Genomic DNA, 25,860 nt, shown 5'->3' on the forward strand with positions numbered 1-25,860 from the left:
GGACATGCCTGTGACTATCACCAGTCTTTTCAGAACGCCACGATCCCTGTGGGAGCTGGCTTGCCAGCGATCGGATCAATGTGGTCTGGCTGAAACACCGAGTCGCCTGAATCGCTGGCAAGCCAGCTCCCACAAAGGATCAGTGTGTGCATTGGCACTGGCAGTGTCTCTGGCCGGTTGCGCCGGCCTGCCCGATCAGCGCCTGGCCAACGAAGCGCTCAAGCGTGGCGACACCGCCACCGCTGCGCAGAATTATCAGCAACTGGCCGATCTGGGCTACAGCGAAGCGCAAGTGGGCCTCGCTGATATCCAGGTCGACAGCCGCGACCCAGCGCAAATGAAACAGGCCGAAGCGACTTATCGCGCAGCGGCCAGTGTTTCGCCGCGCGCTCAGGCACGTCTGGGGCGCCTGCTGGTGGCCAAGCCCGGTTCGACCGAGGCCGAGCACCACGAAGCCGAAACCCTGCTGAAAAAAGCCGCCGCCAATGGCGAACGCAACACGTTGATCCCGCTCGCGATGCTCTACCTGCAATACCCGCGCAGCTTCCCGAACATCAACGCTCAGCAGCAGATCGATCAGTGGCGCAAATCCGGCTACCCGGAAGCAGGTCTGGCGCAGTTGCTGCTGTATCGCACCCAGGGCACTTACGACCAGCATCTGGATGACGTGGAAAACATCTGCAAAGCCGCGCTCAACACCACCGACATCTGCTACGTCGAACTGGCCACGGTCTATCAGAAACGTGCCCAGCCAGAACAACAGGCCGAGCTGATCAAGCAAATGCAAGCCGGTTACAGCCGTGGCACCGTCACCGCTCAGCGTGTCGATTCGGTTGCCCGTGTGCTGGCCGATGCGACCTTGGGCAAGACTGACGAAAAAACCGCGCAGTCGCTGCTTGAGCCAATCGCGCCGGGCTACCCGGCATCGTGGGTCACCCTCGCGCAATTGCTCTACGACTTCCCCGAGCTGGGCGACGTCGATCAGATGATGAAGTACCTGGACAACGGCCGCGCCGCCGACCAGCCGCGCGCCGAGCTGTTGCTGGGCAAGCTCTACTACGAAGGCAAAGTGGTCCCGGCCGACGCCAAGGTCGCCGAAGAACATTTCCAGAAAGCCGTCGGTCGTGAAGTGGCCGCCGACTATTACCTCGGCCAGATCTATCGCCGTGGTTACCTGGGCAAGGTCTATCCGCAGAAGGCCCTCGACCATCTGCTGACCGCTGCGCGCAACGGCCAGAACAGCGCCGATTTCGCCATTGCCCAACTGTTTTCCCAAGGCAAGGGCACCAAGCCCGACCCGCTCAACGCTTATGTGTTCAGCCAATTGGCCAAAGCTCAAAACACCCCGCAGGCCGATGAGCTGGCGACCACTGTCGCCGCCCAATTGCCGCCCGAGCGTCTGGCCGAAGCCCAGCGTCTGCTGCAACAGGAGCAGGCCAGCCGTGGCGCCCTGAACCCGAACACGCTGCAACTGCACGCCCTGCAAGAAGAAGACGGCGAGGAAAAACTATGAAGCTCAATCCATTCGTGAAGGCCGGTATTGGCCTCACCTTCGCGCTGATCTGGTCTTGCCCGACACTGGCCGCGATGACTGAAAGCAAAAACTTCGGCCTGGAAGTGAAAGTCACCGGCCAGTCCGAAGACGACCGCGACCTCGGTACCGCCAGTGGCGGCGACGTCAGCGGCGTCGGCCTCGACCTGCGTCCGTGGGTCTACGGCGAGAGCGGCGCATGGAGCGCCTACGCGATGGGTCAGGCGGTGACCTCGACTGACATCATCGAGACCGACACCCTGCAGCAGTCCGACAGCGACGGCACCCAGACCACCGACAACGGTGATCGCAAGACCAAGAAAAACTACCTGGCGATGCGCGAATTCTGGGTCGGCTACAGCGGCCTCACGCCCTACCCCGGCGAGATGCTCAAACTCGGTCGCCAACGCCTGCGCAATGACGACGGCCAATGGCGCGACACCAACATCGAAGCGCTGAACTGGACCTTCGACACCACCCTGTTGCGTGCGAACGCCGGTGTTGCCGAACGCTTCAGCGAGTACCGCACTGACCTCAAAGAGCTGGCGCCCAAAGACAAGGATCGCCTGCACGCCTACGCCGATGCCGCTTACCAGTGGACACCGGGCAACTGGGTCGGGATTCGCGGTCACCATACTCACGATGACGGCAAACTCGACTATCCAGAACCCGGCGTTGCCGGCGATTCTCTGGACAAGAAAGAGAATGGCGACATCAGCTGGATCGGCCTCACCGCCGACAGTGATGCCTACAACTGGCGCAACACCAACACCGTCAACTACTGGGGCAGCATCACCGGCATGAGCGGCGACCGCGACACGGTCAACGCGCTGAACGCCGATGGCAGCCGCCCGACGCAAGCCAAACGCAGCGATGACGTCAACGGCTGGGCCACTGACATCGGTGTGCGTCTGCGCCTCGATCCGCAGTGGCAAGTCGGTGCCGCCTATGCCCGCGCCAGCGCCGATTACGAACAGACCGGTCTGGAAAGCAACCGCTCGAACTACACCGGTACACGTTCACGCGTTCATCGTTTCGGCGAAGCGTTCCGTGGCGAAATGAACAACATGCAGACCGCTACGTTGTTCGGTTCGTGGATGCTCAATGACGAGTACGACGCCAGCCTGATCTACCACAAATTCTGGCGCGTCGACGGCAATAAGCCAGTCGGCAGCAACGGTATCAACGCCGTCGAGAACAACACCGACGACGTCACCGGCGCCATCTTGTCCAGCACCTCGTTGCCGCTTGAAGACGGCAACAAGGACATGGGTCAGGAGATGGATCTGGTCGTCACCAAGTACTTCAAGCAAGGCCTGTTGCCGGCGGCATTGAGCCAGTCGATCGATGAGCCTTCGGCCTTGGTGCGTTTTCGTGGCGGCGTGTTCAAGCCGGGCGATGCCTACGGCAAAGAAGTCGACTCGTACATGCACCGCGCGTTCATCGACGTGATCTGGCGCTTCTGATGCCAACCGCCAAGGGAGTGCCCGACATGAACAGTGCCCGCAAAGGCTCACTCAGCCTGCTGGCCGGCGCGATGCTGCTGGCATCGGCAGGTGCCTTCGCCAGCGTGGAGCCGGCCAAGCCAGCGACCACGGCGAAAGAGCTGCAACAAGCCAAGACGTATACCGTCAGCAGCGCACCGACCGAGGTGCTGAACCTGGCCGCGCCGACACTGCCGGACATCTCCGGCTACACCGCCGAAGCCGCCGCCGCGAAGATCGTTCGCAGCAAAGCGGGCAAGGTCAGCGTGCGCCGGATGATGCAGGAAGACGCCCTGAAGGACTTTATCGGCGGCGACAACAAGATGGCTGAATGGGTGGTGCGTCAGCACGGTATTCCGCAGGCGATCTTCGTCGACGACGGCTACATGAACCTCAAGGATCTGGCGAAGAAACTGCCCAAGCAGTACTTCAGTGAAACCTCGCCGGGCGTGTACCTGGCGAAGTTGCCGATCGTGGTTGGCCGCAAGGGCATCCTCGAAATCGACGGCCAGACTCAGGAATTGCGCCTGTCCCAAGAGGCCGGGTCGTTCCTGGTCAACGACGGTCAACTGTTCGTGCGTGATACCAAAATCACTGGCTGGCGCGAGAAGGAAAACGGCCCGGCCACCTTCCGTTCGCCGAAAGAATTCCGCCCGTTCCTGCTCGCCTGGGGCGGTACCGAGACTTACATCGTCAACAGCAAGATGGCCAGCTTCGGTTACGCCAACAGTAAGTCGTACGGCGTCAGTATTTCCCAGTACACGCCGAACATGGCCAAGGTCCTCAGGCGCGCCGAGCCGACTGGCTGGATCGTCGGTTCCGAGTTCTCGGACATGTGGTACGGCTTCTACTGCTATGAAACCCGCGACTTCGTGGTCAAGGGCAACACCTACAAAGACAACATCGTCTACGGCATCGACCCGCACGACCGTTCACACGGCCTGATCATTGCCGAGAACACCGTTTACGGGACGAAGAAGAAGCACGGGATCATCATCTCCCGCGAAGTGAACGACAGCTTCATCTTCAACAACAAAAGCTACGACAACAAACTTTCGGGCCTGGTGATCGACCGGAACAGCGTCAACAACATCATTGCCTACAACGAGATCTACAAGAACCACACCGACGGCATCACCCTCTACGAGTCTGCCGACAATCTGCTGTGGGGCAACAAGGTCATCAGCAACAAGCGCCACGGCATCCGCATTCGTAACAGCGTGAACATCCGCCTCTACGAAAACATCGCCATGGCCAACGGTCTGACCGGCGTCTACGGCCACATCAAAGACCTGACCGACACCGACCGCGACATCAAGCTCGACCCGTTTGATGCGCAGGTGTCGCTGATCGTGGTCGGCGGTGAACTGGCGGCCAATGGCAGCGGCCCGCTGTCGATCGACTCGCCGTTGAGTGTTGAGCTGTATCGCGTATCGATGCTGGCGCCGACCAAATCCAGCGGCATCAGCTTCAACGGCATCCTGGGCGAACGCCAGGATGAAATTCTTGACCTGCTGGTGCGCCAGCAGAAAGCCGTGCTGATCGACCCTGTCGAACGCCAGACCGAAATGCAGGACTGAGGATAATTTTATGCACCCACACTTGATCAAATTACTCAGCCTGTCGGCCCTGACCATGGGCATTCTGGCGGCCAGCAATGGTGCCCGCGCAGATCAAGCCAGCGCCGTCACACCGCCTAAATTCACCGCTGATCCGTGCTGCAACCTGTGCCCGGAAGCCCACGACGCGAAGAACTACACCACGCGTTATCAGCAGAACTTCACCACGCTGGTACAGGCGCAAGGCGACTGGCTGTTCCGTACGCAAGAAGACCTGCGCACCGAATTCAACACCACCCCGGCCGGCTACAAACGCATGCAACAGCTGCACGATGCGTTCAAGAGCAAAGGCGTCGAGCTGGTGATCGTTTATCAGCCGACCCGTGGTCTGGTGAATCGCAACAAGCTCAACCCGCAGGAAAAAGCCGCGTTCGATTACGAAAAAGCGTTGGGCAACTACAAGACCATGCTCGGCCGTTTCGCCAAGATGGGTTACGTGGTGCCGGACCTGTCGCCGCTGACCAATGAATCGCTGCCAGACACCCTGCCCGCCCACGATTTCTACTTCCGTGGCGACCAGCACTGGACGCCATACGGCGCACAGCGCACGGCAAAAATCGTCGCCGAGAAGGTCAAGCAGATCCCGGCCTTCGCCGACATTCCCAAGCGTGAGTTCGAGACCAGGAAGTCCGGCCGCATGGGCAAGACCGGCACCCTGCACAACATGGCCGGGCAACTGTGCGGCACCAGTTACGCGATCCAGTACATGGACCAGTTCACCACCGAGCCGAAAGGCGAAGCGGGCGACGGCGACCTGTTCGGTGATTCCGGCAACCCGCAAATCACCCTGGTCGGCACCTCGCACAGCGGCAAGAACTACAACTTCGCCGGTTTCCTCGAGGAGTCGATTGGCGCCGACATCCTCAACGTCGCGTTCCCGGGCGGTGGTCTGGAAGGTTCGATGTTGCAGTACCTGGGCAGCGACGAATTCCAGAAAACCCCGCCGAAAATTCTCATCTGGGAATTCTCGCCGCTGTATCGCCTCGACCAGGAAACCATCTACCGCCAGATGATGGCGCTGCTGGACAACGGCTGCGAAGGCAAAGATGCACAAATGACCGGCAGCGCCACGCTGAAGCCGGGCAGCAAACAAGAACTGCTGGTCAACAGCAAGAACCTGAACCTGCAGAACAGCAGTCATCAGGTCGACATTCGCTTCGCCGACACCTCGGTGAAAACCCTGCAAGCCACCCTCTGGTACATGAACGGTCGCCACGAGGACATCAAGATCGAGAAGCCGGAAACCTCCGACACCGACGGTCGTTTCGCCTTTGAGTTGCGCACGGACGAAGACTGGGCCTCGCAAAACCTGCTGGCAGTCGAAGTCCAGGGCCCGGAAGCGGGCGCCGCGCCACAGAAAGTCGAAGCGAAAATCTGCAAACGCAACGTATTCCCGGGCGCTGGGCAACAAACCGCTCAGGTCGGGCAATGAGGTCTGCTATGCGAAATCCGAAATTGAAAACTCTTTTAGCGCCGACGCTGCTCGGGCTGGCGATCTTCGCCGGCACCGCGCAGGCCGCCGCGCCATTGCGTCCACCTCAGGGCTATTTCGCCCCGGTGGATAAATTCAAGACTGGCGACAAAAGCGAAGGCTGCGATGCAATGCCGACGCCGTACACCGGCGCGCTGCAGTTTCGCAGTAAATACGAAGGCTCGGACAAGGCCCGTTCGACCCTGAACGTGCAGTCGGAAAAAGCCTTCCGCGACACCACCAAAGACATCACCACGCTGGAACGCGGCACCGCCAAACGCGTGATGCAGTTCATGCGCGACGGTCGCCCGGAGCAGCTCGAATGCACGCTCAACTGGCTGACCGCTTGGGCCAAGGCTGACGCCTTGATGTCGAAAGACTTCAACCACACCGGCAAGTCGATGCGCAAATGGGCGCTGGGCAGCATGGCCTCGTCGTACATTCGCCTGAAATTCTCCGACTCGCATCCGCTGGCGCAGCATCAGCAGCAAGCGCAGTTGATCGAAGCCTGGTTCAGCAAAATGGCCGACCAGGTCGTCAGCGATTGGGACAACCTGCCGCTGGAAAAAACCAACAACCACTCGTACTGGGCTGCCTGGTCGGTAATGGCGACGTCCATCGCCACCAACCGCCGCGACCTGTTTGACTGGGCAGTGAAGGAATACAAGGTCGGCGTGAATCAGGTCGACGCCGACGGTTTCCTGCCGAACGAACTCAAGCGCCAGCAACGCGCCCTCGCCTACCACAACTACGCCCTGCCGCCGCTGGCAATGATCGCCAGTTTTGCGCAGGTCAATGGCGTCGATCTGCGTCAGGAAAACAACAGTGCGCTGAAACGTCTGGGTGATCGGGTGCTGTCGGGTGTGAAAGACCCGGATGAATTCGAGAAGAAGAATGGCAAAGAGCAAGACATGGACGACCTCAAGGTCGACTCCAAATTCGCCTGGCTCGAACCGTTCTGCACCCTCTACACCTGCCCGGCCGATGTGATCGAGAAGAAGCGCGATATGCAACCGTTCAAGACCTTCCGCCTTGGCGGGGATCTGACCAAGGTCTACGACCCGTCCCACGAAAAGGGCGACAAGGGCTCCTAGGCCAAACACAAAACCCTGTAGGAGCTGCCGAAGGCTGCGATCTTTTGATCCTGTTTTTTAAAGATCCAGATCAAAAGATCGCAGCCTCCGGCATCTCCTGCAGGGGTAGGTATCAGGTTTTAGATTTGAGTTGGCCCTCCGGTTTTTCGGTGGGGGGGTTGGGGGGGCTTTGGCCCTTGACTGTTGGTTAAAACTGGAGAGATCGGGATGGTATTTTCATCCAACGTATTCCTGTTTCTGTTCTTGCCGATCTTTCTCGGCATGTACTACCTGAGCGGGATTCGTTATCGCAATCTGCTGCTGCTACTCGCCAGCTACGTGTTCTATGCGTGGTGGCGGGTGGACTTCCTGGCGCTGTTCGCTGCCGTCACGTTGTGGAACTACTGGATCGGCCTGAAAGTCGGTGCTGCCGGCGTACGGACCAAACCGGCGCAACGCTGGCTGTTGCTCGGCGTGGCAGTGGATCTGTGCATCCTCGGCTACTTCAAGTACGCCAACTTTGGTGTCGACAGCATCAACGCGATGATGACCTCGGTCGGTCTGTCGCCGTTCATCCTGACCCACGTGCTATTGCCGATCGGGATCTCGTTCTACATCTTCGAGTCGATCAGCTACATCATCGACGTGTATCGCGGTGACACCCCGGCGACGCGCAACCTGATCGACTTCGCGGCCTTCGTGGCAATCTTCCCGCACCTGATTGCCGGCCCGGTTCTGCGTTTCCGCGACCTCGCCGACCAGTTCAACAATCGCACGCACACCCTCGACAAGTTCTCCGAGGGCTGCACGCGGTTCATGCAGGGTTTCATCAAGAAAGTCTTCATCGCCGACACCCTGGCGGTAGTTGCGGACCACTGCTTCGCGCTGCAAAACCCGACCACGGGCGATGCCTGGCTGGGTGCGCTGGCGTACACCGCGCAACTGTATTTCGACTTCTCCGGTTACAGCGACATGGCGATCGGTCTGGGTCTGATGATGGGTTTCCGCTTCATGGAAAACTTCAAGCAGCCGTACATCAGTCAGTCGATCACCGAGTTCTGGCGTCGCTGGCACATCAGCCTGTCCACCTGGCTGCGTGACTACCTGTACATCACCCTTGGCGGTAACCGCAAAGGTACGTTGATGACCTATCGCAACCTGTTCCTGACCATGCTTCTGGGTGGTCTGTGGCACGGCGCGAACATCACCTACATCGTCTGGGGCGCCTGGCACGGCATGTGGCTGGCCATCGAGAAAGCGCTGGGCCTGAACACCTCGCCACGCAGCCTCAACCCGATTCGCTGGGCCCTGACGTTCCTGCTGGTGGTGATGGGCTGGGTGATCTTCCGCGCAGAGAACCTGCACGTTGCCGGTCGCATGTACGGCGCGATGTTCAGCTTCGGCGAATGGTCGCTGTCGGAACTCAATCAGGCCAGCCTCACCGGTCTGCAAGTGGCAACTCTGGTGGTGGCGTACGTGACGCTGGCGTTCTTCGGCCTGCGTGATCTGTACACCAATCAGCCACCGGTCAAGGCCAAACCTGAAGTCAACGTCGAGGCCGGCGGCCCTGCCACTGCAACTCCAGGAATGATCAAAGCGGTGCCCGGCGACAACCCGGCAAGCATCCACGAGCCAGGCTACACCGTCGGCGTCGAAGCCCAGGTACAACCGGCCTACTGGACTGCTGACTGGTCGCGCTACGCAATGCGCGCCGTGATTCTGCTGCTGTTCATTGCCTCGATTCTCAAACTCTCGGCGCAAAGCTTCTCGCCGTTCCTTTACTTCCAGTTCTGAGGGATCTGACATGACCCGCTCATTACGCATCTTCTACATCGCCCTGTTCCTGGTGACCCTGCTGGTCTTGGGTCTATGGTCGGTTCGCAGCTTCTTCGGCTTCAGCACCAACGCCGAAGCGACGGTGCTCAACGGTCGCTGGACCAAGGCTGTGGAGACTCATTACGACGAAGAGTTTCCGATCAAGCGCCTGGGTACCAACCTCTGGGCCGCGCTGGATTTCAAACTGTTCAACGAAGGTCGTCCGGGCGTCGTGCTCGGTCGCGATCAGTGGTTGTACAGCGATGAGGAATTCAATCCGATCGTCAACGAAGAGCTGAACCTGCAAGGCAATTACGCGCTGGTCGAAGGCGTACGCCAGACCCTGAAAGACAAAGGCGTGAAACTGGTGATGGCGATCGTGCCGGCCAAGGTTCGTCTGTACCCGGAACACCTGGGTGAAGTGAAACCGGCGAGCATTCACGCCAACCTTTACGAGGACTTCCATGCCCGGGTTGCCGCGGACAAGATCCTTGCGCCCGATCTGCTCAAGCCGTTGCAACAGGCCAAGCAGAACGGTCAGCAAGTGTTCCTGCGCACCGACACTCACTGGACGCCAGAGGGTGCCGAAGTTGCCGCCAACACCCTGGCCAAGACCATCGCCGACAAGTTCCCGCTCAGCGGCGAGCCGCAGCGTTTCGTCACCACGCCGGCGGAAAAGGTCACGCACAAGGGCGATCTGCGTCTGTTCCTGCCGCTTGATCCACTGTTCGAAAACCTGATGCCGGCGCAAGAGCCGCTGCAAAAGCGCAACACCGTAGCCGCTGGCGAACAACCTGCCGGTGACGACGCACTGTTCGCCAACAGCGAAGTGCCGGTCGCGCTGATCGGCACCAGTTACAGCGCCAACCCGAACTGGAACTTCGTAGGTGCGCTGAAACAAGCGCTGCACAGCGACGTCGTGAGCTACGCCGAAGACGGCCACGGCCCGATCCTGCCGATGCTCAGCTACCTCAAAAGCGATGACTTCAACAACAGCCCGCCACAAGTGCTGATCTGGGAGTTTCCTGAACGTTATCTGCCCGTGAACAACGAAATCGGTGACGCCGACCCGCAGTGGGTCGCAGAGCTTAAACAAGCCGGCGCACGCCAACAAAACGTAGCTGCAAACACTAAATCCGAGACGCCCGACCGGGCGCAAAACTGAAAGAGAGGTACACCATGACTTTCACTACTACTCCTCGCCGTCTCGCTAAAAGCTTCGCTCTGGTTGCTGGCCTCAGCGTGCTGTCCGTACCCGCCTTCGCGGGTGGCGATGCTGCCCTCTACGGCCCTACGGCGCCAAAAGGTTCGAGCTTCGTGCGCATCTATAACGCCAGCAACGCGGAAGTCAGCGCCACCGTTGGCAGCACCAACCTGAGCGACGTTGCGCCACTGGCCAGCAGCGATTTCAGCTTCATGCCGGGCGGCGACTACAGCGCCAAGGTCGGCAGTCAGACCCTGCCGGTGAAACTCGCCGGTGATCACTACTACACCCTGGTCAACAACGCTTCCGGCGCGCCGCAACTGATCGAAGAGCCGCCGTTCAAGAACAAGCAGAAATCCCTGGTGCGCGTGCAGAACCTCAGCGACAAGCCGCTGACCCTGAAGACTGCCGACGGCAAGACTGAAGTGGTCAAAACCGTGGCGGCCAAGGGCCGTGGCGAACGTGAAATCAACCCGGTGAAAGTCAGCCTGGCGCTGTACGAAGGCGACAAGAAAGTCGGCGACGTGAAGCCGGTCGCCCTGGAGCGCGGTGAAGCAGCGGTGCTGTACGTCACCGGTTCCGGCAGCAGCCTGTCGCCAGTCTGGGTGAAACGCCCGGTGTCGACGCGCTAATCAATTTTCCGAACTGACCCGGCTCCCTGTGGGAGCTGGCTTGCCAGCGATGCAGACACCGCGGTTCTGCAGATGCACCGAGGTGATGCCATCGCTGGCAAGCCAGGCTCCCACAGGGACCGAGGTGAGAGTTCGGGTACGAGACAAAAACAAGAGTGAAACGACACAGCGTTCGTGGCTCTAACCCAATCGATTTTATGGAGTAAACAATATGATTCCGGTGATCTTGTCAGGTGGTAGCGGCTCACGTCTTTGGCCGCTTTCGCGCAAGCAGTTCCCTAAGCAATTCCTCGCCCTGACCGGCGAGCACACGCTGTTCCAGCAAACCCTGGAACGCCTGGTGTTCGAAGGCATGGACACCCCGATCGTGGTCTGCAACAAAGATCACCGCTTCATCGTCAACGAGCAGTTGGCCAACCGCAAACTCGAGTGCCAGCGCATCCTGATGGAACCGTTCGGCCGCAACACCGCGCCGGCCGTGGCGCTGACCGCGATGATGCTGGTCAATGAAGGTCGTGACGAACTGATGCTGGTGCTGCCGGCCGACCACGTGCTGGAAGACCAGAAAGCCCTGCAACGTGCATTGGCCCTGGCCACCGTCGCTGCCGAAAACGGCGAAATGGTGCTGTTCGGCGTACCGGCGACCAAACCGGAAACCGGCTACGGTTACATCAAGTCCACCGCTGATTCGCTGCTGCCCGAAGGCGTCAGCCGCGTCTCGCACTTCGTCGAAAAACCTGACGTCAAACGCGCCACCGAGTACGTGCAGTCCGGCGGTTACTTCTGGAACAGCGGCATGTTCCTGTTCCGCGCCAGCCGCTTCCTTGAAGAGCTGAAAAAGCACGACCCGGACATCTACGACACCTGCCTGCTGACCCTTGAGCGCAGCGAGCATGACGCCGACACCGTCACACTGGACGAGGCCACTTTCGCCTGCTGCCCGGACAACTCCATCGACTACTCCGTCATGGAAAAAACCCAGCGTGCCTGTGTAGTACCACTGAGTGCGGGCTGGAGCGATGTCGGCTGCTGGTCGTCGCTGTGGGAAGTCAACGAGAAAGACGCCAATGGCAACGTCACCAAAGGTGATGTGGTGATTCAGGACAGCAAGAACTGCATGATCCACGGCAACGGCAAACTGGTGTCGGTGATCGGTCTGGAAAACATCGTTGTGGTCGAAACCAAGGACGCGATGATGATTGCCCACAAGGACAAGGTCCAGGGCGTCAAGCAGATGGTCAACACCCTCAACGAGCAGGGCCGCAGCGAAACCCAGAACCACTGCGAAGTCTATCGTCCGTGGGGTTCATACGACTCGGTGGACATGGGCGGGCGTTTCCAGGTCAAGCACATCTCGGTCAAACCGGGCGCGTGCCTGTCGCTGCAAATGCACCACCACCGCGCCGAACACTGGATCGTGGTCAGCGGCACTGCCGAAGTGACTTGCGATGACAACGTGTTCCTGCTCTGCGAAAACCAGTCGACCTACATCCCGATTGCCTCGGTGCATCGCTTGCGCAACCCGGGCAAGATCCCGCTGGAAATCATCGAAGTGCAGTCCGGTTCGTACCTGGGTGAAGACGATATCGAGCGTTTCGAAGATATCTACGGCCGCTCCACCCCGATCGAGCGCGGCGTGTCGGTGAAAACCATCGCGCAGTAAACGATCCGCAAAACAAGAAGCCCTCGCCCTGCCTGTTGCGTTCCCTATCCGCAGCGGGTTGGGCGGGGGCTTTTTCTGCTCCGTGCTCCATCAACAACTCAACGTCGGAACTTCATGGCGAATACAGACAGCGAATCTGCGTTGCGCCGAGCAAAGTTTTGCCGGACTTTTACTTGACCGATGCAGGCATCTGCACGTTTTCGCGGCGACGTTGCCGGACTATTACCCAGTTTTTCCAAGGCTGTGTTCACTGCATTCTTGTAATGCGCAAGTGTACGAGGGCTGAATGAGCTCTCATCAGACGCGCTGCCCATGCTCTCGTGGGAGTCGCATCCCGTTCTTTACCCGGATAACGAAGGTTTTGTAACTGACTTCGCTGTCCTTGCTCCACGCCGTCTCGCCAAACGGGTGAACCGTTTCCTGACTGATGGTGCGGGCATCCTCGCCCAGCTCCAGACTGGTCGAGCCCAAATGATCAGTATGGCTATACCGATAGAAGTCGTTGGCGCCAGTCGGTGGTGCACTGTCCCAATGCAAAACCTGCACGGAATTGAGGCCGCCCTCGGCGCTGATTACTTACAGTTGTGCTGCGCCGCAACTGACACTGCGCAATTCCAGTCCCGGTAAATAGCGTACTTCGACGACGCCGCGAGAGTTTGTCTGCAATGAACGCGTCTTGCGCACGCGCTGTCCGCCACCGTCGTAAACGTATTGCTCGATGTCATTGAGCCCAATGGCCCGCTCCACCGGCGTGACCGACTGCAACTCATTACGCAGATCCCACGTCAACGAGCGCCCTGCTTCCAGCGCCCGCAGATTTCCACGGGGATCGAACGCCGCAGCGATTGCTAAGCCGCGCGGCGACAAGCTGGCGCGCGCCCACATGCGTCAGCTCCAGCAGATTGCCGGATTCGTCGTAGCGATAGCTCTGGCGGTAATTGCTCGACGCCGCCGGATCATTTCGATCCAGAGACTCAGGCCCCTGACTCGCGGCCCCCGCCTCCCACCCGGTTGCCTCGCTCAGTTGGTACAGACTGTCGTACGTAAACCGGCTGACGGGGTCGATACGCTGATTGGCGAAATAACGAATCGGCAGAGCCTTGTCCTCAATGCTCAGCACATTGCCCACCCGGTCATATTCGTAGCGAAGGAGCTGCAACGCCGCGCCGTTGGCCTTTACAGCGCTGCGCTCAAGCAGGCGACCATCTTCGGGCCGATAGCTCAGTGCTGTCAGCACCCCGTTGCCCGCCAACTCCTGCGTGATTTGTCCGTCAGCGTTGTGGGCTATGTCAGAAACCAGCGTTTGCGGCCCGGTTTGATGTTTCAGCTGCAGATGACTGGCGCGTAGACGGCCATCGAGGGTGAACTCGCTGAAATGCCGATTGCCCCGTGCGTCGACCTGTTCGATCACCTGGCCCTGTGGACCGAAACGCCATCGGGTCATTGCGCCCTCGCCGGGCTCCAGCAACCGTGCCCGTTCATCAATCGGCTCGGGCCAGTCCGGGAGAACGGGATCCAGAGTGAAATGTCGATTGTTTTCGCTGCATTGGCCGCTGATGGAAAAGCTTTCGAACAACAGACTGCCCGCCGGATCATCATGGCGAAGCAACTGGCCGAGCTGGTTGCGGGTCGGGTCAGCCGTATCGGGCTGGCCATACATGAAACACTCGACGCATAGCCGAGGTTGCGAGTCGCCTTCTTCAAACACCGCCAACGGACGCAGCATCAGATCGTGTTGTATTTCGCGACGAGTGCCACGACTGTCCCAATCGAACAGCACGTGCGCCCCCACACCGTGCAAGGCGATCTGCATGCCGGCATCAACGCTGTCCGAGCGCAGCACCTGGCCGTTCAGCAAATACACCGAGGTCATATTCGCCGGTCTGCGGATCGCTCATGTGCAGCGACCATAAACGTGGATCCCACTGGTCGGACGGCATGAATGCCTACTGTCAGAAATTACAGTTCCGACCAACGGTGCATTCGCTTTCGCAACGAATGTCTATTGGGGCGTCCCTTAGGTAGGATGGTGTGCAAGAGTTCAAGGAGCGTTCAAACATGTTCATCGGCGTCCTGCTGGTCATCACCTGGCTGATCCTGTTGCTGCGCTACCCCGCCAAGGCTTTACCGGTTTCGGTCGCAGCGGCTGTCGGTCTCGCGCTGGTGGCGATGTGGGTGGTGTGGCTGGACAACCGCGAGGTCAAGCAACTGGCACGTCTGGAACTGCGCATCAGCTATGCGCCCGAACAATGCCCGGCAGATCGACCGCTGCAACTGAAGATGAACAACGGCAACGACGTCCCGCTGACCGAACTGCGCTGGCGCATCGCGGCCTATGCACCGGGCGATACCGTCAATCTGGCCGATAACCAGTACACCGCGCCACGCTATCGCGGCCCCGGCGAATTGCAGGCTGGCGGCAGTTGGGAAGATTGCCTGCCGATGCCGCCCCTGCGGCCCGGTTATCGCCCACAAACCCTGGAGTTTCGCGCCGAGCGATTGCAGGGCAGCTTCTCCGACTGATCCCCTTCCCCCACCGTTTTGCACAAGGAACGCGCCATGCCTGTTGCGTTGATCACCGGTTGTTCCAGCGGCATCGGCCGCGCCCTGGCGGATGTTTTCGCAAGCGCCGGTTACGAAGTCTGGGCCACCGCGCGCAAGTCTGAAGATGTCGCCGCGCTGACATCAGCCGGGTTTATCGCGGTGCAGCTCGACGTCAATGACGGCGCGGCACTGGAGCAACTCGGCGAGCGAATCAATCAGCAACACGGCGGCCTCGATGTGCTGATCAACAATGCCGGTTACGGCGCCATGGGCCCGCTGCTCGACGGCGGCGTGCCCGCCATGCAGCGTCAATTCGAAACCAACGTTTTCTCGATTGTCGGCGTCACCCGCGCACTGTTTCCGGTGCTGCGCCGGGGCAAAGGGCTTGTCGTGAATATTGGCAGTGTGTCCGGTGTTCTGGTCACGCCATTCGCGGGTGCCTACTGCGCCTCGAAAGCCGCCGTACATGCCTTGAGCGACGCTTTGCGTATGGAGCTGGCACCGTTCGGCATCCGCGTGATGGAAGTCCAGCCTGGGGCGATTCAGTCGAGTTTCGCAAAGAATGCCGGGCATGAGGCCGAGCAGTTGATCAACGAGCAGTCACCGTGGTTTCCCTTGCGTGAAGGCATTCGCGCAAGGGCCAAGGCGTCGCAGGACAAACCGACGCCGGCCAGCGAATTTGCGGCGCAATTGCTGAAGGCTGTGCAACAAAGCAAACCGCCGCGGTTGATCCGCATCGGCAATGGCAGCCGGGCATTGCCGATGCTGGCGGCTTTACTGCCAAAAGGTTTGCTGGAATCGACGTTGATGAAGCGGTTCGGCTTGCGTGGGCAACTCTGAGACCGGGTTGAGCCCATCGCGAAATCTCAACCCCAGCCCTTCATGAAATCAATGAACGCCCGCACTTTAAGCGGCAAATGCCGGGTGTCCGGGTACAGCGCGTACACGCCTTGCTGAGCAAAACGGTAGTCCGCCAACAAGCGCTGTAACCGTCCGGCGTCGAGATCTTCCTGGATCAGCCACTGCGGCAGAATGGCCACGCCCTGCCCGGTCAATGCAAATGCCCGCAGCGTTGCCGAGTTGTCCGCGACGATCGCGGTCGTCCCCGGTTTTGGCTGATAGAAATGCTCGCTGCCAGCCGGGTCGGTGACCGTCATTTCCGGTACGCGCCCATGCCCCAGTGTCGGCATCGACTCCAGCACTGCCAGAGTGCTGACGGGAGCAAACTGCTCGACCAACGCCGGCGCCGCCACTGCAAACACCTCGAACGTCGACAACTGCACCGCGCGCAGATTGGAATCGTGCATGCGCCCGAGGCGAATCGCCAGATCAAAACGTTCAGAGATCAGATCCGCGTGGGTCGAGGAGGTGGACAGGTGAATATTCAATTGCGGCTGCTGCTGACGGAACACTTCCAGCGCCGGCACCACCTGCGCCAGAGCAAATTCCACGGTGGTGGTGATGCGCAACGTGCCCTTTAGCTGTGAGTGCTCGGAACGGGCCTCCTCGATCGCCAGTCGCGCTTCATCCAGTGTGCGCAAACAGCGCCGATAGAAGCGCTCGCCGGCATCGGTCAGCGCCAGTTGCCGGGTGTTGCGGGTGAGCAACGTGACGCCCAGCTCCTCTTCCAGCCGTTTGAGGTTGAAGCTCACCACCGCTCGCGTCTGCCCAAGCGTATCGGCGGCAGCGGTCAACGACCCGGCCTCGACCACGGCTTTAAAAGTGTCAAAACGGTCCAGGCTGACCATGTACACGGCGCTCCTTGTCAAAATTATTTTGACAAACTAGCAGCCAAACCAGCGTTTTCCTATCGCCAGAAGCGCCCTACCCTGCACGCCTCATCACAGGGAAGTCGCCATGGCCTACCGCTCAAAAGTCGCGCTGGTGTATCTGCTGGGGTTCGCCCTCGATCTGCTCAACATGTTCGCCGCCAGCATTGCCTACCCGGACATCGCCCGTCAGTTGCACGCCTCGGTGACGCAACTGGCGTGGATCACCAACGCCTACATGCTCGGGCTGACGCTGATCATTCCGATGAGCGTTTGGCTGGCGGCACGCGTCGGCGAGCGCCGGCTGATCCTTGGCTCGTTGCTGGTGTTCGCCATCGCGTCCGGACTGGTGGCCCAAGCCGGCTCGATTGAGAGCCTGATCGGCTGGCGGTTGCTGCAAGGGCTGGGGGGCGGGTTGCTGCTGCCGGTCGGTCAGGCCTTGGCCTATCGAGAGTTTCCTGCGACGCAGCGCGCGCACTTCACCGGTGTGGTGCTGCTGGTGGCGCTGATGGTGCCGGCCTTGTCGCCGGCGGCCGGTGGACTGATTGTTCAAGCGCTGTCGTGGCGCTGGATTTTTTACCTGAACATGCCGATGGCGCTGCTGGCGTTCGGACTCGGCCTGCTTTGGTTGAAGCCCGACCAACCCACCCGCGAACGACCGACACTGGACGCACGCGGCCTGCTGTTGGCCGTGTCGGCCCTGAGCCTGTTGCTGATTGCCGTAAGCCTGGCAAGCGCAACCGCAACCCGCCACCTGGCTGGCGCCGTGCTGCTGCTCAGCGCCATAACCTTGTGCGTGTACGTGCGCGATGGCTGGCGAAAACCTGGTGCGGTGCTTGACCTGCAACTGATCAAGAACCCGTCATTGCGTCTGGCCATGCTGATCTACCTGTTTGTGCCGGGCATCTTTACCGGCACCAACATGCTTGCCGTGCTGTACCTGCACGACCTCGGTTTCGGCGCGGCGCAAACCGGTGCACTGATGCTGTCCTGGGCGGCGGCTTCGGGACTGGCGATCATGCTGGGCAAACGCAGTTTCAACCGAGTCGGTCCCAAGCCGCTGCTGATCGCGGGCATGCTGTTGCAAAGCCTGGGCATTGTCACGCTGATGCAGATCGAACAACCCGCAGCCGGCCCGTTGATCATCGCCTATGCGCTGATGGGCCTGGGCGGCAGCCTGTGCAGCGTCACCGCGCAGACCCTGGCGTTTGTCGGCATGAGCGCGGAAAAAATGGGCCACTCCAGCGCCCTCTGGAACATCAATCGCCAGCTCGGTTTCTGCCTCGGTGCGGCGCTGCTCAGTTCATTGCTGGGCGCCTTGGGCGCCAACGGTTTCAAATACTGCTTTCTCGCCGCCGCGCTGCTCACGCTCTTGCCGATGGCCGCCGTGCTGCGTTTCGATGCGAGCAAAGTGCTCGCGCTGCTGAACTCACCTGCCCTTCAGGAAAAATCCACATGACTGACTACTCTGACTACTTTGCCGAAGTGATGGAGGCTCACGAGGCCATCGAGCGATGGTTTGCCGTGGCAGAGGACGAGACCGCTCTGGAGCGATTACTGACACGCTTTTCACCCCGGTTTTCAATGATTACGCCGCTGGGTCGAGTGCTTGATTTCGAAGCCTTGCAGGGGCTGTTTCAAATGGCTGGCGGCAAGAAGAACGGGTTCAGGATTAAGCTCAGCCAACTGCACGGGATTGCGTTGCATGAACGTGGCGCGACGCTGAGTTATCGAGAGCAGCAGACGGATGCGAGTGGGTTGCACACGGACCGGCGCTCGACGGTCGTGTTTGAAAAACTCGATTCCGGGCGGCTGGTCTGGGTGCATTTGCAGGAGACGTTTTGCGGGGTTTAGACGTTCGGCATTTTCTTGCAGGACCGAGGCGTCTGCATCGCGGGCAAGCCCGCTCCCACAGGTTTTGCGGCGCTCTCAAAAATCTTGTACACGACAGACTCTGTGGGAGCGGGCTTGCCCGCGATGGCCGCGACTCGGTCTGCCTCAGTTATCCACACTGTCCTGCTTGACCACAACCGTACAAGTAATCCCCGCCGCCAACAGCACACCCTCCGGCACTTCATCGATGTGAATGCGCACCGGCACCCGCTGCGCCAACCGGACCCAATTGAACGTCGGATTCACATCGGCAATCAGCTCGCGGCTTTCAGGGTTGTCGCGGTCGTAGATGCCGCGGGAAATACTTTCCACATGGCCCTTCAACACTTCGCCGCTCATCAGTTGCATGTCGGCCTTGTCGCCGACGCGCACGTGCGGCAGTTTGGTTTCTTCGAAGAAGCCGTAAACCCAGAACGAGTTCATGTCGACCACGGCCATTTTTGCCTCGCCGATGCGCGCGTAGTCGCCGCGATGCACATTGAGGTTGGTCACATAGCCGTCCACCGCCGCGCGCACTTGCGTGCGTTTGAGGTTGAGTTCGGCGGCTTCCAGTTGCGCTTGCGCGTGCTGATAATCGGCCAGTGCGGCGTCTGCGATGTTGCTGGCGTCGTCGCGGTTTTCCCTGGAGATCACCAGCGCATCCATGTCGGCGCGACGATGCGCGTTGACCTTGCGCATCTCCCATGTCGACTTGCGTGAAGCGACCAGCGACTGCGCCTGTTTCACCGCGATGCGGTAATGCTCCGGGTCGATCTGCATCAGCAAATCGCCCTTCTTCACCAATTGGTTGTCGCGCACCGGCACGTTCACCACTTCACCGGTGACGTCGGCGGCGACGTTGATGATGTCCGCCCGCACCCGGCCGTCGCGGGTCCACGGCGTGTCCATGTAATGCACCCACAAGGTCCGACCGATCCACAGCGCAAGGGCCAGCACCAGCAGCGTCGCAAGCAGGCTGAAAAACTTTTTCATCAGGACGTTCTCAACGGTAGACAGTCAGCGACATCGCGCCGAACAGACAGGTAAACAGACTCAGGCGCAGCAGCGCCGGGTGCCAGAAGAAGCGGTACAGATCGAACCCCGACAAGAACCGGTCCACCGCCCAGGCCAAGGCCGCGGCGATGAAAAACATCAGGGTCATGGTTGGCATGTACACGCCGTGGAAGGCGATTTCACGAGGCATGGGCAAGTCCTTCGGGCTTGGCGGGTGCGAGCATGGCAAGCGGTGATTGCGGGTCGAGCAAGGACGTGCGGATAAAGTGCAGATAGCTCTTCACCCGACGCAACGCCGAGGTATCGAAGTGCGGCGCGAACGGTTCATCGGTGGCCGCGACACGACTGATCGCGTGGTCAACCGCGACCAGTGCGCGCTCCAGATTGCTGGCGTTGGGGTACAGAAACAGACGCACCAGTGCACGGCCCATAACGCGGATTGCCTGACGCCACGGCTGCGACTCGGCGTACGCCGGATGCACCGGCAGAATCGCCTGTTCCTTGCGCAACTCGATGATGGCGTGGCCGACTTCAAGCACCACGAACATCCAGCGCAGCAGACTCTTTTGCACCTTCGGCTCACCGGCCGCCAGACCGTAGGCCTGATGCAGCAGATCGCGGGTCCGGCTTTCGAAACTCGAGGCCAGCCCTTTGAGTTTGCCGCTGATGGCGTAGACCACTTGCCCGCGCAGATCCTGCTCCAGCCGTTGCCACAACCAGCGGCTGTTCGGCGGCAGAATAATCGCCCCGGCAGCCGCGCAGACCAGCATGCCGATGACCATGGCGATGTAGTCATTGATGAAGGTGTACGGGTTGTAGACCGTCAGGTTGTCCGGCACGGAACCGGTGCTGAAGAAGATCAGCAAGCCGAGACCGACACCGGCGTATTGTGGCCGCGACGTAAGAAACGAGCCGAGCACGATCACCGGCGCGAGCATCACGCACAGCAATGGAAAACCGTCGATCCACGGGAAGATGAAAAACATCTCGAAGAAGCCGATCAGCGCGCCGAGGAACGTCCCGCACGCCATCTGGAATGCCATGCGTTTCGGGTTCGGCGTAGCGGCGGACAGGCCCACCGTGGCGGCGGCAATCAGGGTCATGGTCGCGCCGCTCGGCCAAGCGGTGGCCACCCAATAACTGCCCAGCACGATCAGGATGAACGAGGCGCGAATCCCCGACGCCGCCGCTGCCCACCAGTTGGTTTGCGGGGTGAACGGCTCGTCCCAACGCTCGCGTTCGTGGCGATGATCGGCCAAGGACGCGTGGGTCTGTGCATAACTGTGCAGGTCATCGACGAAGCGATAGAGCAACTCGTAAGCGGTGTGGAAATCCAGTTGCTCGGCGTCGCTAGGCTCACTCTCCTGAAACGTCGCGCGCAGGCTACGCACCCGCGCCGGCAGGTCTTCTTTATAGGTCGCAAGCGCCGTCGCCAGGCGTGCGGCATCGGGACTGGTCAGGGCACGACCGCTGAAGCTGTCGAGCACTTCGGCCAAATCCTGCAGACCCGGCCTGATTGCCGCCACGACGTGTTCCTCGCCATTGCCGCGCAGGCGTTCAAGCAACTGGTGCAGGGCGTTGAAGCGCGTGGTGATGCCCATGAACTCACTGTTCAAACGGCTGAGGCGACCATTGCGCCGGCGCATGTGCGGGTCTTCGAACACGGTCACGCTGCGCAGCCCTTCCAGCCCCACCGCTTCGGCAATGAAGCGTACGTTGGTCGCCTCAAAGGATTCGGTTTTGCTACGCCCGCGCAAGCCATCGGTGACGAACAGCGCGAATACGCCGAAACGCTGATACAAAGCGTTGCGCATCGCCGCGCTGGCGGTTTGCGGCAGGATCGCGGCGCTGACCACGGTGGCGCAGAGAATCCCCAGTGAGATCTCCAAAACCCGCCACACAGCGGCCATAAACGCGCCGTCGGGGTGCGCCAGCGCCGGCAACCCGACCATTGCGGCGGTGTAACCCGCCAGCACGAATCCATAGGCGCGGAAGTTACGGCAACGCGCGGCACCCGCCGAGCAGATGCCGACCCAGATCGCCAGCGAGCCGAGGAACAGTTCGGTGTTCTGCGCAAACAGCGCGATCAACGTGACCATCATCGCCGAGCCGGCCAGCGTGCCCAGAAAGCGATAGAAACTCTTGGCGAAAACCTGCCCGCTTTGCGGCTGCATGACGATGAACACGGTGATCATCGCCGTGCGCGGTTGCGGCAATTCCAGACGCATGGCCAGCCACAGGGTCAGGAACGCGGCGAGCAACACCTTGAAGATATAAACCCAGGTCACGCCATCGCTGCGCGCCCAGTCAAAAAAACCGCGGCGCCATTCCAGGGAGTAGAGCCAGCGCAGAGGTGCGGGCAAGGAAGTCATTCAAATATGCTCAATGAGATTCGGTCTGGTCGCAGAACCTGTGAGAGCGAGCCTGCTCGCGAATGCGTTTTCATATTCAACGTTGATGTCGACTGATAAACCGCTTTCGCGAGCAGGCTCGCTCCCACATTGGGTCGTGTGTTCAATGCAGGAGCGTCGGGGTTTTCGGGGCTTGGGTTTTTTCGGCACTCGGCACGTCATTCCCCGCACCCAGCCCACCACCCAGCGCCGTCACCAACTCCGCATGCGCACTCAACCGCGCCGCCTGCACCTGCTGTTGCACTTGCTGCTGTTTGAACAGCAACGTTTGTGCGTTGAGCACGTTGAGGTAATCGGTGAGGCCGCGCTGATAAGCGATCATCGCGATGTCGTAAGTCTTCTGCGCGGTGGCCACGGATTCGGCGGCGAACCCTTGCTGCTTGTCCATCGACTCACGGCGAATCAACTGGTCGGAAATATTCTTGAGCGCATTCACCAGTGTCTGGTTGTAATGCGCCACAGCGATGTCATAACCGGCCGACGCTTCACCCAGTTCGGCACGCAGTCGCCCGCCATCGAAAATCGGTAACGAGATTGCCGGGCCCACGTTGTAATTGAGTTTCTTGCCGGTCAAAAACTCCAGCGCCCCACCGCCAGTGGCCATGAAACCGAGGCTGCCGACCAGGTCGACGTTGGGATAAAAACCGGCGTGCGCCACATCGATGCCACGCGCCTGCGCCGCCACTTGCCAGCGGCTGGCGACCACATCCGGACGCTGACCGAGCAATTGCGCGGGCAGTGCCGAAGGCAGCTTCAGCGCCGCACCAAGGGACAGCGTCGGCCGCTGCAATTGCGCACCCGCCCCCGGCCCTTTGCCTGCCAGTGCGGCGAGCTGATTGCGACTGAGGGCGATCTCTTCGTCCAGCACATCGAGTTGCCGATGGGTCTCCGGCAACGGCGTTTGCGCCTGGCTGACTTCAAAGTGCGTGCCAATCCCGCCGTCCAGACGCTTTTGCGCCAGATCGAGAATCTGCTGTTGCTGCGCAAGCGTGGCCGCGACGATGTCGCGCTGGGCGTAATGCAGCGACAGCGCGATGTAGGCGCGCACGATGTTGTTCTGCAACTCCAACTGCGCCAACCGCGCCTCGGCAACGCTCATGTGCGCCAGATCCACCGCCCGTTCGCTGGTATTGCTTTCGCGGCCCCAAAGGTCGAGGGCGTAGCTGAAACCCAGCGCGGCGTTGTTGTCCCAAGTGGTGGTATTGGCCAGCTCGCCCGGGCCGTAGAACTGATCAGTCGGCCAGTTGTGGCGCTTGAGGGTCGACTCGCCATTGATCTGCAATGACTCGGCCGCTTCAGCGACACCGGCCATGGCTTTGGCCTGACGCACCCGCGCGGCGGCCATGGCCATGCTCGGGCTGCCTTGTATGGCGAGGTCGATCCAGCGGTTCAGTTGCGGGTCGCCGTAGGCTTGCCACCATTGTGCGGCGGGCCAATTGGCGTCACGGGCGGCGTGGGCGATGGCGTCGTCGGTGGCCAGTGCATTGGCTTGCAGTGCCTTGCCCTGCGGGGAAATACCTTCGGTTGATAAGCAGCCGCTGAGACCCAGGGCGAAAGCCAGAACACTGAGCGGCAAAAGCGCTCTGTTGATGCGACGCGGCACAGCTGCGAATTCCTGAGAAGGGGATATGGCGGGGCTTACTCACTCTGTAGGAGCTGCCGCAGGTTGCGATCTTTTGATCTTGATCCCTTAAAACAAAATCAAAAGATCGCAGCCTGCGGCAGCTACTACAGGGAACGGCGCAATTCTAGGTGGGCGCCTTGGCCGCGATAAGCTGGGAATCCTGTGAATCTTTGTTACCGTTAACGAGATAATCCCTTGGTCGGGGGTTTCGACCCCGAAACTTCGTGTCACAATTTGCCATCTGCCTTGAGAGCACCCCATGGACACTTTGCAAAACATGCGCGCCTTCAGTTGCGTGGCCGAAGCCGGCAGCTTCACCGCCGCCGCCGTGCAACTCGACACCACCACCGCCAACGTTTCGCGCGCGGTCTCCAACCTGGAAGCCCACCTGCAAACCCGACTGCTCAACCGCACGACCCGGCGCATCGCCCTGACCGAGGCCGGCAAGCGTTATCTGCTGCGTTGCGAACAGATCCTCGCCTACGTCGAAGAAGCGGAGGCAGAAGCCAGCCAAGCCCACGCCCGCCCGGCTGGACAGCTGAAAGTGCACACCATGACCGGCATCGGCCAGCACTTCGTCATCGACGCCATCGCCCGCTATCGCAAGACACACCCCGACGTGACCTTCGACCTGACCATGGCCAACCGCGTGCCAGACCTGCTCGATGAAGGCTACGACGTCTCCATCGTCCTGGCACGCGAACTGCCGGACTCGGGCTTTGTCTCGCAGCGCCTGGGCATCACCTACAGCATCGTTTGCGCCTCACCGGCCTACGTGAAAGCCAACGGCTGTGCGCAAAAGCCCAGCGACCTGCTCAACCACGCCTGCCTGCGCCTGGTCAGCCCGGTGATCCCGCTGGAGAAATGGGCGTTCGACGGCCCGGAAGGTCAGGAAATGGTCACCATCAACAGCTCGCCATTCCTGGTGAACTCCGCCGACGCGATGAAAACCGCAATCATCAGCGGCATGGGCGTCGGCGTGCTGCCTGTGTACGCCGCCATCGAAGGCCTGCGCAACGGCACGCTGGTGCGGGTGATGCCGAACTACCGCTCGCAGGAACTGAACCTGTACGCGATCTACCCGTCGCGCCAATACCTGGATGCGAAGATCAAGACCTGGGTCGAGTATCTGCGCGGCTCGCTGCCGGAAATTCTCGCAGCGCATCAGGCGGAACTGGCCGCCTACGAACTCAGCGGCAGCCTCGCCGGAGCCCGAGTCGCCAACTGATTTTCAACACACCGTGAAACCTGTAGGAGCTGCCGAAGGCTGCGATCTTTTGACCTTGAAGTTTAAAAATCAAAAGATCGCAGCCTACGGCAGCTCCTACATTTCGGGGTTTTCGCGGAAGTTTCCGACGTGTTTTGAAGGTTGTCCGTCGGAAGTGCGGTGGATAGGCTTTGGGTGTCGCTGACGAATCAGCGACCGGACTTGGTCGTCCGGGTTTAGAATGGCGCACTTTTCAAGCTTGCTTAATGGCGAGCTGTGCGTGGGAGGGCCTCGGCCCTGCCGGGTTTCCATTCCCTGGTCGACCAACCCGCGTACGGTTCGCCACCCTTCTGCTTGGTCGCAGCGTCTGGCGAACTCCACATCCCGAATGGAGTTTCACCTTGAAAAAGCCGACACCAAACCCACCAGAAATCGACAACACCTCCCCCTACGAATCCCCCGATTCGAAGAAATTCCACGAAGCCGCCGAGCGCGCCCTCGACCACTACCTCAAACCCAATGCCCTGACCCTGCGCTTCCACAAACCCAGCACCATGTTCCAGGTCGCGCCCGATCAAGACAACGAAAGCCTGCTGGTCCACGCCTGCGAATCACTGGCACAAGCCAGCCTCATGACCAGTGACATTGCTGCGTACGTCGACCTTCCGCAGCGCCGGACGATTCTGGCGATTCAGCAGATCATCATGCTGGCGGAACTAGCGGTGAATCGCGTCCTGGATAACGTCGACATCCCCCAACCCGCGCCACACAGCTGACCCCTTGCAGGAGTGAGCCTGCTCGCGATTGCAGGCTCACATTCAACATCGTAGGTGCCTGACACACCGTCATCGCGAGCTGGCTCACTCCCACAATGTGAATCGCATACAACCTGCTAAAAATCGATCGGCTGTCAGGCCGCCATCGCTG

General features: G+C 60.4%; 20 protein-coding genes and 1 pseudogene. 15 read left to right on the forward strand and 6 right to left on the reverse strand.

Translation table 11 applies throughout. The features are described from left to right. Positions 1 to 4: 4 nt before the first annotated feature. From algK to H8B20_RS22865, 9 genes are all read left to right on the forward strand, one after another. Complete coding sequence (gene algK, locus H8B20_RS22825) at positions 5 to 1,513, forward strand: alginate biosynthesis TPR repeat lipoprotein AlgK (protein ID WP_210624702.1); 1,509 nt, start codon at positions 5 to 7, stop codon at positions 1,511 to 1,513. Further along, positions 1,510 to 2,997: an alginate export family protein gene (locus H8B20_RS22830; RefSeq protein WP_042557753.1), complete on the forward strand. Its 1,488-nt coding sequence runs from the start codon at positions 1,510 to 1,512 to the stop codon at positions 2,995 to 2,997. The genes algK and H8B20_RS22830 overlap by 4 nt, the downstream gene beginning before the upstream one ends. Before the next feature lie 26 nt (positions 2,998 to 3,023). Next, positions 3,024 to 4,595 carry a mannuronan 5-epimerase AlgG gene (gene algG / locus H8B20_RS22835; protein ID WP_210624703.1) on the forward strand — a complete coding sequence of 524 codons (1,572 nt, stop codon included), beginning with the start codon at positions 3,024 to 3,026 and terminating at the stop codon, positions 4,593 to 4,595. A gap of 10 nt (positions 4,596 to 4,605) precedes the next feature. Continuing rightward, on the forward strand, positions 4,606 to 6,066 hold the full coding sequence (locus H8B20_RS22840; protein WP_210624704.1) for an alginate O-acetyltransferase: 1,461 nt from the start codon (positions 4,606 to 4,608) through the stop codon (positions 6,064 to 6,066). A gap of 8 nt (positions 6,067 to 6,074) precedes the next feature. After that, the gene (locus H8B20_RS22845) at positions 6,075 to 7,199 is read left to right on the forward strand and encodes a mannuronate-specific alginate lyase (RefSeq protein ID WP_210624705.1); all 1,125 of its coding nucleotides are present in this window, start codon (positions 6,075 to 6,077) and stop codon (positions 7,197 to 7,199) included. 207 nt (positions 7,200 to 7,406) lie between these two features. Continuing rightward, the gene (locus tag H8B20_RS22850) at positions 7,407 to 8,972 is read left to right on the forward strand and encodes an MBOAT family O-acyltransferase (protein ID WP_210624706.1); all 1,566 of its coding nucleotides are present in this window, start codon (positions 7,407 to 7,409) and stop codon (positions 8,970 to 8,972) included. Positions 8,973 to 8,982: 10 nt separating this feature from the next. Beyond that, positions 8,983 to 10,158, forward strand: a complete 1,176-nt coding sequence (locus tag H8B20_RS22855; RefSeq protein WP_210624707.1) for an alginate O-acetyltransferase — start codon at positions 8,983 to 8,985, stop codon at positions 10,156 to 10,158. Between the two features lie 14 nt (positions 10,159 to 10,172). Next, positions 10,173 to 10,829 (forward strand): alginate O-acetyltransferase AlgF, encoded by a 657-nt coding sequence (locus H8B20_RS22860; RefSeq protein WP_042557747.1) that lies wholly within the window; start codon positions 10,173 to 10,175, stop codon positions 10,827 to 10,829. A gap of 211 nt (positions 10,830 to 11,040) precedes the next feature. Further along, entirely contained in the window at positions 11,041 to 12,492 is a 1,452-nt protein-coding gene (locus H8B20_RS22865; RefSeq protein ID WP_150603712.1) for a mannose-1-phosphate guanylyltransferase/mannose-6-phosphate isomerase, read from the forward strand. 325 nt (positions 12,493 to 12,817) lie between these two features. Here the strand turns inward: H8B20_RS22865 and H8B20_RS22880 are convergent. Further along, positions 12,818 to 14,420, reverse strand: a pseudogene (locus H8B20_RS22880) (RHS repeat domain-containing protein); the annotation flags it as partial. 130 nt (positions 14,421 to 14,550) lie between these two features. Between H8B20_RS22880 and H8B20_RS22885 the strand changes: the two are divergent. Then, positions 14,551 to 15,015 carry a hypothetical protein gene (locus H8B20_RS22885; protein WP_042557745.1) on the forward strand — a complete coding sequence of 155 codons (465 nt, stop codon included), beginning with the start codon at positions 14,551 to 14,553 and terminating at the stop codon, positions 15,013 to 15,015. Positions 15,016 to 15,051: 36 nt separating this feature from the next. Further along, positions 15,052 to 15,876 carry an SDR family oxidoreductase gene (locus H8B20_RS22890; protein WP_210624711.1) on the forward strand — a complete coding sequence of 275 codons (825 nt, stop codon included), beginning with the start codon at positions 15,052 to 15,054 and terminating at the stop codon, positions 15,874 to 15,876. Positions 15,877 to 15,902: 26 nt separating this feature from the next. Here the strand turns inward: H8B20_RS22890 and H8B20_RS22895 are convergent, their stop codons facing one another. Then, entirely contained in the window at positions 15,903 to 16,784 is an 882-nt protein-coding gene (locus H8B20_RS22895; RefSeq protein WP_042557743.1) for a LysR family transcriptional regulator, read from the reverse strand. A 109-nt stretch (positions 16,785 to 16,893) separates the two neighbouring features. Here H8B20_RS22895 and H8B20_RS22900 point away from each other — a divergent pair, with 109 nt between their 5' ends. Continuing rightward, positions 16,894 to 18,264 carry an MFS transporter gene (locus tag H8B20_RS22900; RefSeq protein ID WP_210624712.1) on the forward strand — a complete coding sequence of 457 codons (1,371 nt, stop codon included), beginning with the start codon at positions 16,894 to 16,896 and terminating at the stop codon, positions 18,262 to 18,264. Continuing rightward, entirely contained in the window at positions 18,261 to 18,659 is a 399-nt protein-coding gene (locus tag H8B20_RS22905) for a DUF4440 domain-containing protein (protein WP_210624713.1), read from the forward strand. Before H8B20_RS22900 ends, H8B20_RS22905 begins: the two co-directional genes overlap by 4 nt. Positions 18,660 to 18,803: 144 nt before the next feature. Here H8B20_RS22905 and H8B20_RS22910 read toward each other — a convergent pair whose 3' ends face one another. From H8B20_RS22910 to H8B20_RS22925, 4 genes are all read right to left on the reverse strand, one after another. Continuing rightward, positions 18,804 to 19,670 (reverse strand): efflux RND transporter periplasmic adaptor subunit, encoded by an 867-nt coding sequence (locus H8B20_RS22910; protein ID WP_210624714.1) that lies wholly within the window; start codon positions 19,668 to 19,670, stop codon positions 18,804 to 18,806. 10 nt (positions 19,671 to 19,680) lie between these two features. Next, positions 19,681 to 19,881 (reverse strand): DUF1656 domain-containing protein, encoded by a 201-nt coding sequence (locus H8B20_RS22915; RefSeq protein ID WP_042557739.1) that lies wholly within the window; start codon positions 19,879 to 19,881, stop codon positions 19,681 to 19,683. Beyond that, the gene (locus H8B20_RS22920; protein WP_210624715.1) at positions 19,871 to 22,063 is read right to left on the reverse strand and encodes an FUSC family protein; all 2,193 of its coding nucleotides are present in this window, start codon (positions 22,061 to 22,063) and stop codon (positions 19,871 to 19,873) included. Before H8B20_RS22920 ends, H8B20_RS22915 begins: the two co-directional genes overlap by 11 nt. Before the next feature lie 142 nt (positions 22,064 to 22,205). After that, positions 22,206 to 23,705, reverse strand: coding sequence for an efflux transporter outer membrane subunit (locus H8B20_RS22925; protein WP_210624716.1), 1,500 nt, complete (start codon positions 23,703 to 23,705; stop codon positions 22,206 to 22,208). Between the two features lie 280 nt (positions 23,706 to 23,985). On the opposite strand from H8B20_RS22925, the gene H8B20_RS22930 reads away from it, so the two are divergent. Together H8B20_RS22930 and H8B20_RS22935 are read left to right on the forward strand one after the other, a co-directional pair. Next, complete coding sequence (locus H8B20_RS22930) at positions 23,986 to 24,954, forward strand: LysR family transcriptional regulator (RefSeq protein WP_150594981.1); 969 nt, start codon at positions 23,986 to 23,988, stop codon at positions 24,952 to 24,954. A 380-nt stretch (positions 24,955 to 25,334) separates the two neighbouring features. Continuing rightward, on the forward strand, positions 25,335 to 25,709 hold the full coding sequence (locus H8B20_RS22935; protein WP_210624717.1) for a DUF6124 family protein: 375 nt from the start codon (positions 25,335 to 25,337) through the stop codon (positions 25,707 to 25,709). Positions 25,710 to 25,860 lie beyond the last annotated feature (151 nt).

Source organism: Pseudomonas sp. P42 (assembly GCF_017973755.1).
Lineage (GTDB): Bacteria > Pseudomonadota > Gammaproteobacteria > Pseudomonadales > Pseudomonadaceae > Aquipseudomonas > Aquipseudomonas iridis.

Excerpts from the sequence above, each read along its gene's own strand:
- algK (WP_210624702.1), top strand. The coding sequence starts at position 5 with ATGCCTGTGACTATCACCAGTCTTTTCAGAACGCCACGATCCCTGTGG.
- H8B20_RS22830 (WP_042557753.1), top strand. The coding sequence starts at position 1,510 with ATGAAGCTCAATCCATTCGTGAAGGCCGGTATTGGCCTCACCTTCGCG.
- algG (WP_210624703.1), top strand. The coding sequence starts at position 3,024 with ATGAACAGTGCCCGCAAAGGCTCACTCAGCCTGCTGGCCGGCGCGATG.
- H8B20_RS22840 (WP_210624704.1), top strand. The coding sequence starts at position 4,606 with ATGCACCCACACTTGATCAAATTACTCAGCCTGTCGGCCCTGACCATG.
- H8B20_RS22845 (WP_210624705.1), top strand. The coding sequence starts at position 6,075 with ATGCGAAATCCGAAATTGAAAACTCTTTTAGCGCCGACGCTGCTCGGG.
- H8B20_RS22850 (WP_210624706.1), top strand. The coding sequence starts at position 7,407 with ATGGTATTTTCATCCAACGTATTCCTGTTTCTGTTCTTGCCGATCTTT.
- H8B20_RS22855 (WP_210624707.1), top strand. The coding sequence starts at position 8,983 with ATGACCCGCTCATTACGCATCTTCTACATCGCCCTGTTCCTGGTGACC.
- H8B20_RS22860 (WP_042557747.1), top strand. The coding sequence starts at position 10,173 with ATGACTTTCACTACTACTCCTCGCCGTCTCGCTAAAAGCTTCGCTCTG.
- H8B20_RS22865 (WP_150603712.1), top strand. The coding sequence starts at position 11,041 with ATGATTCCGGTGATCTTGTCAGGTGGTAGCGGCTCACGTCTTTGGCCG.
- H8B20_RS22885 (WP_042557745.1), top strand. The coding sequence starts at position 14,551 with ATGTTCATCGGCGTCCTGCTGGTCATCACCTGGCTGATCCTGTTGCTG.
- H8B20_RS22890 (WP_210624711.1), top strand. The coding sequence starts at position 15,052 with ATGCCTGTTGCGTTGATCACCGGTTGTTCCAGCGGCATCGGCCGCGCC.
- H8B20_RS22895 (WP_042557743.1), bottom strand. The coding sequence starts at position 16,784 with ATGGTCAGCCTGGACCGTTTTGACACTTTTAAAGCCGTGGTCGAGGCC.
- H8B20_RS22900 (WP_210624712.1), top strand. The coding sequence starts at position 16,894 with ATGGCCTACCGCTCAAAAGTCGCGCTGGTGTATCTGCTGGGGTTCGCC.
- H8B20_RS22905 (WP_210624713.1), top strand. The coding sequence starts at position 18,261 with ATGACTGACTACTCTGACTACTTTGCCGAAGTGATGGAGGCTCACGAG.
- H8B20_RS22910 (WP_210624714.1), bottom strand. The coding sequence starts at position 19,670 with ATGAAAAAGTTTTTCAGCCTGCTTGCGACGCTGCTGGTGCTGGCCCTT.
- H8B20_RS22915 (WP_042557739.1), bottom strand. The coding sequence starts at position 19,881 with ATGCCTCGTGAAATCGCCTTCCACGGCGTGTACATGCCAACCATGACC.
- H8B20_RS22920 (WP_210624715.1), bottom strand. The coding sequence starts at position 22,063 with ATGACTTCCTTGCCCGCACCTCTGCGCTGGCTCTACTCCCTGGAATGG.
- H8B20_RS22930 (WP_150594981.1), top strand. The coding sequence starts at position 23,986 with ATGGACACTTTGCAAAACATGCGCGCCTTCAGTTGCGTGGCCGAAGCC.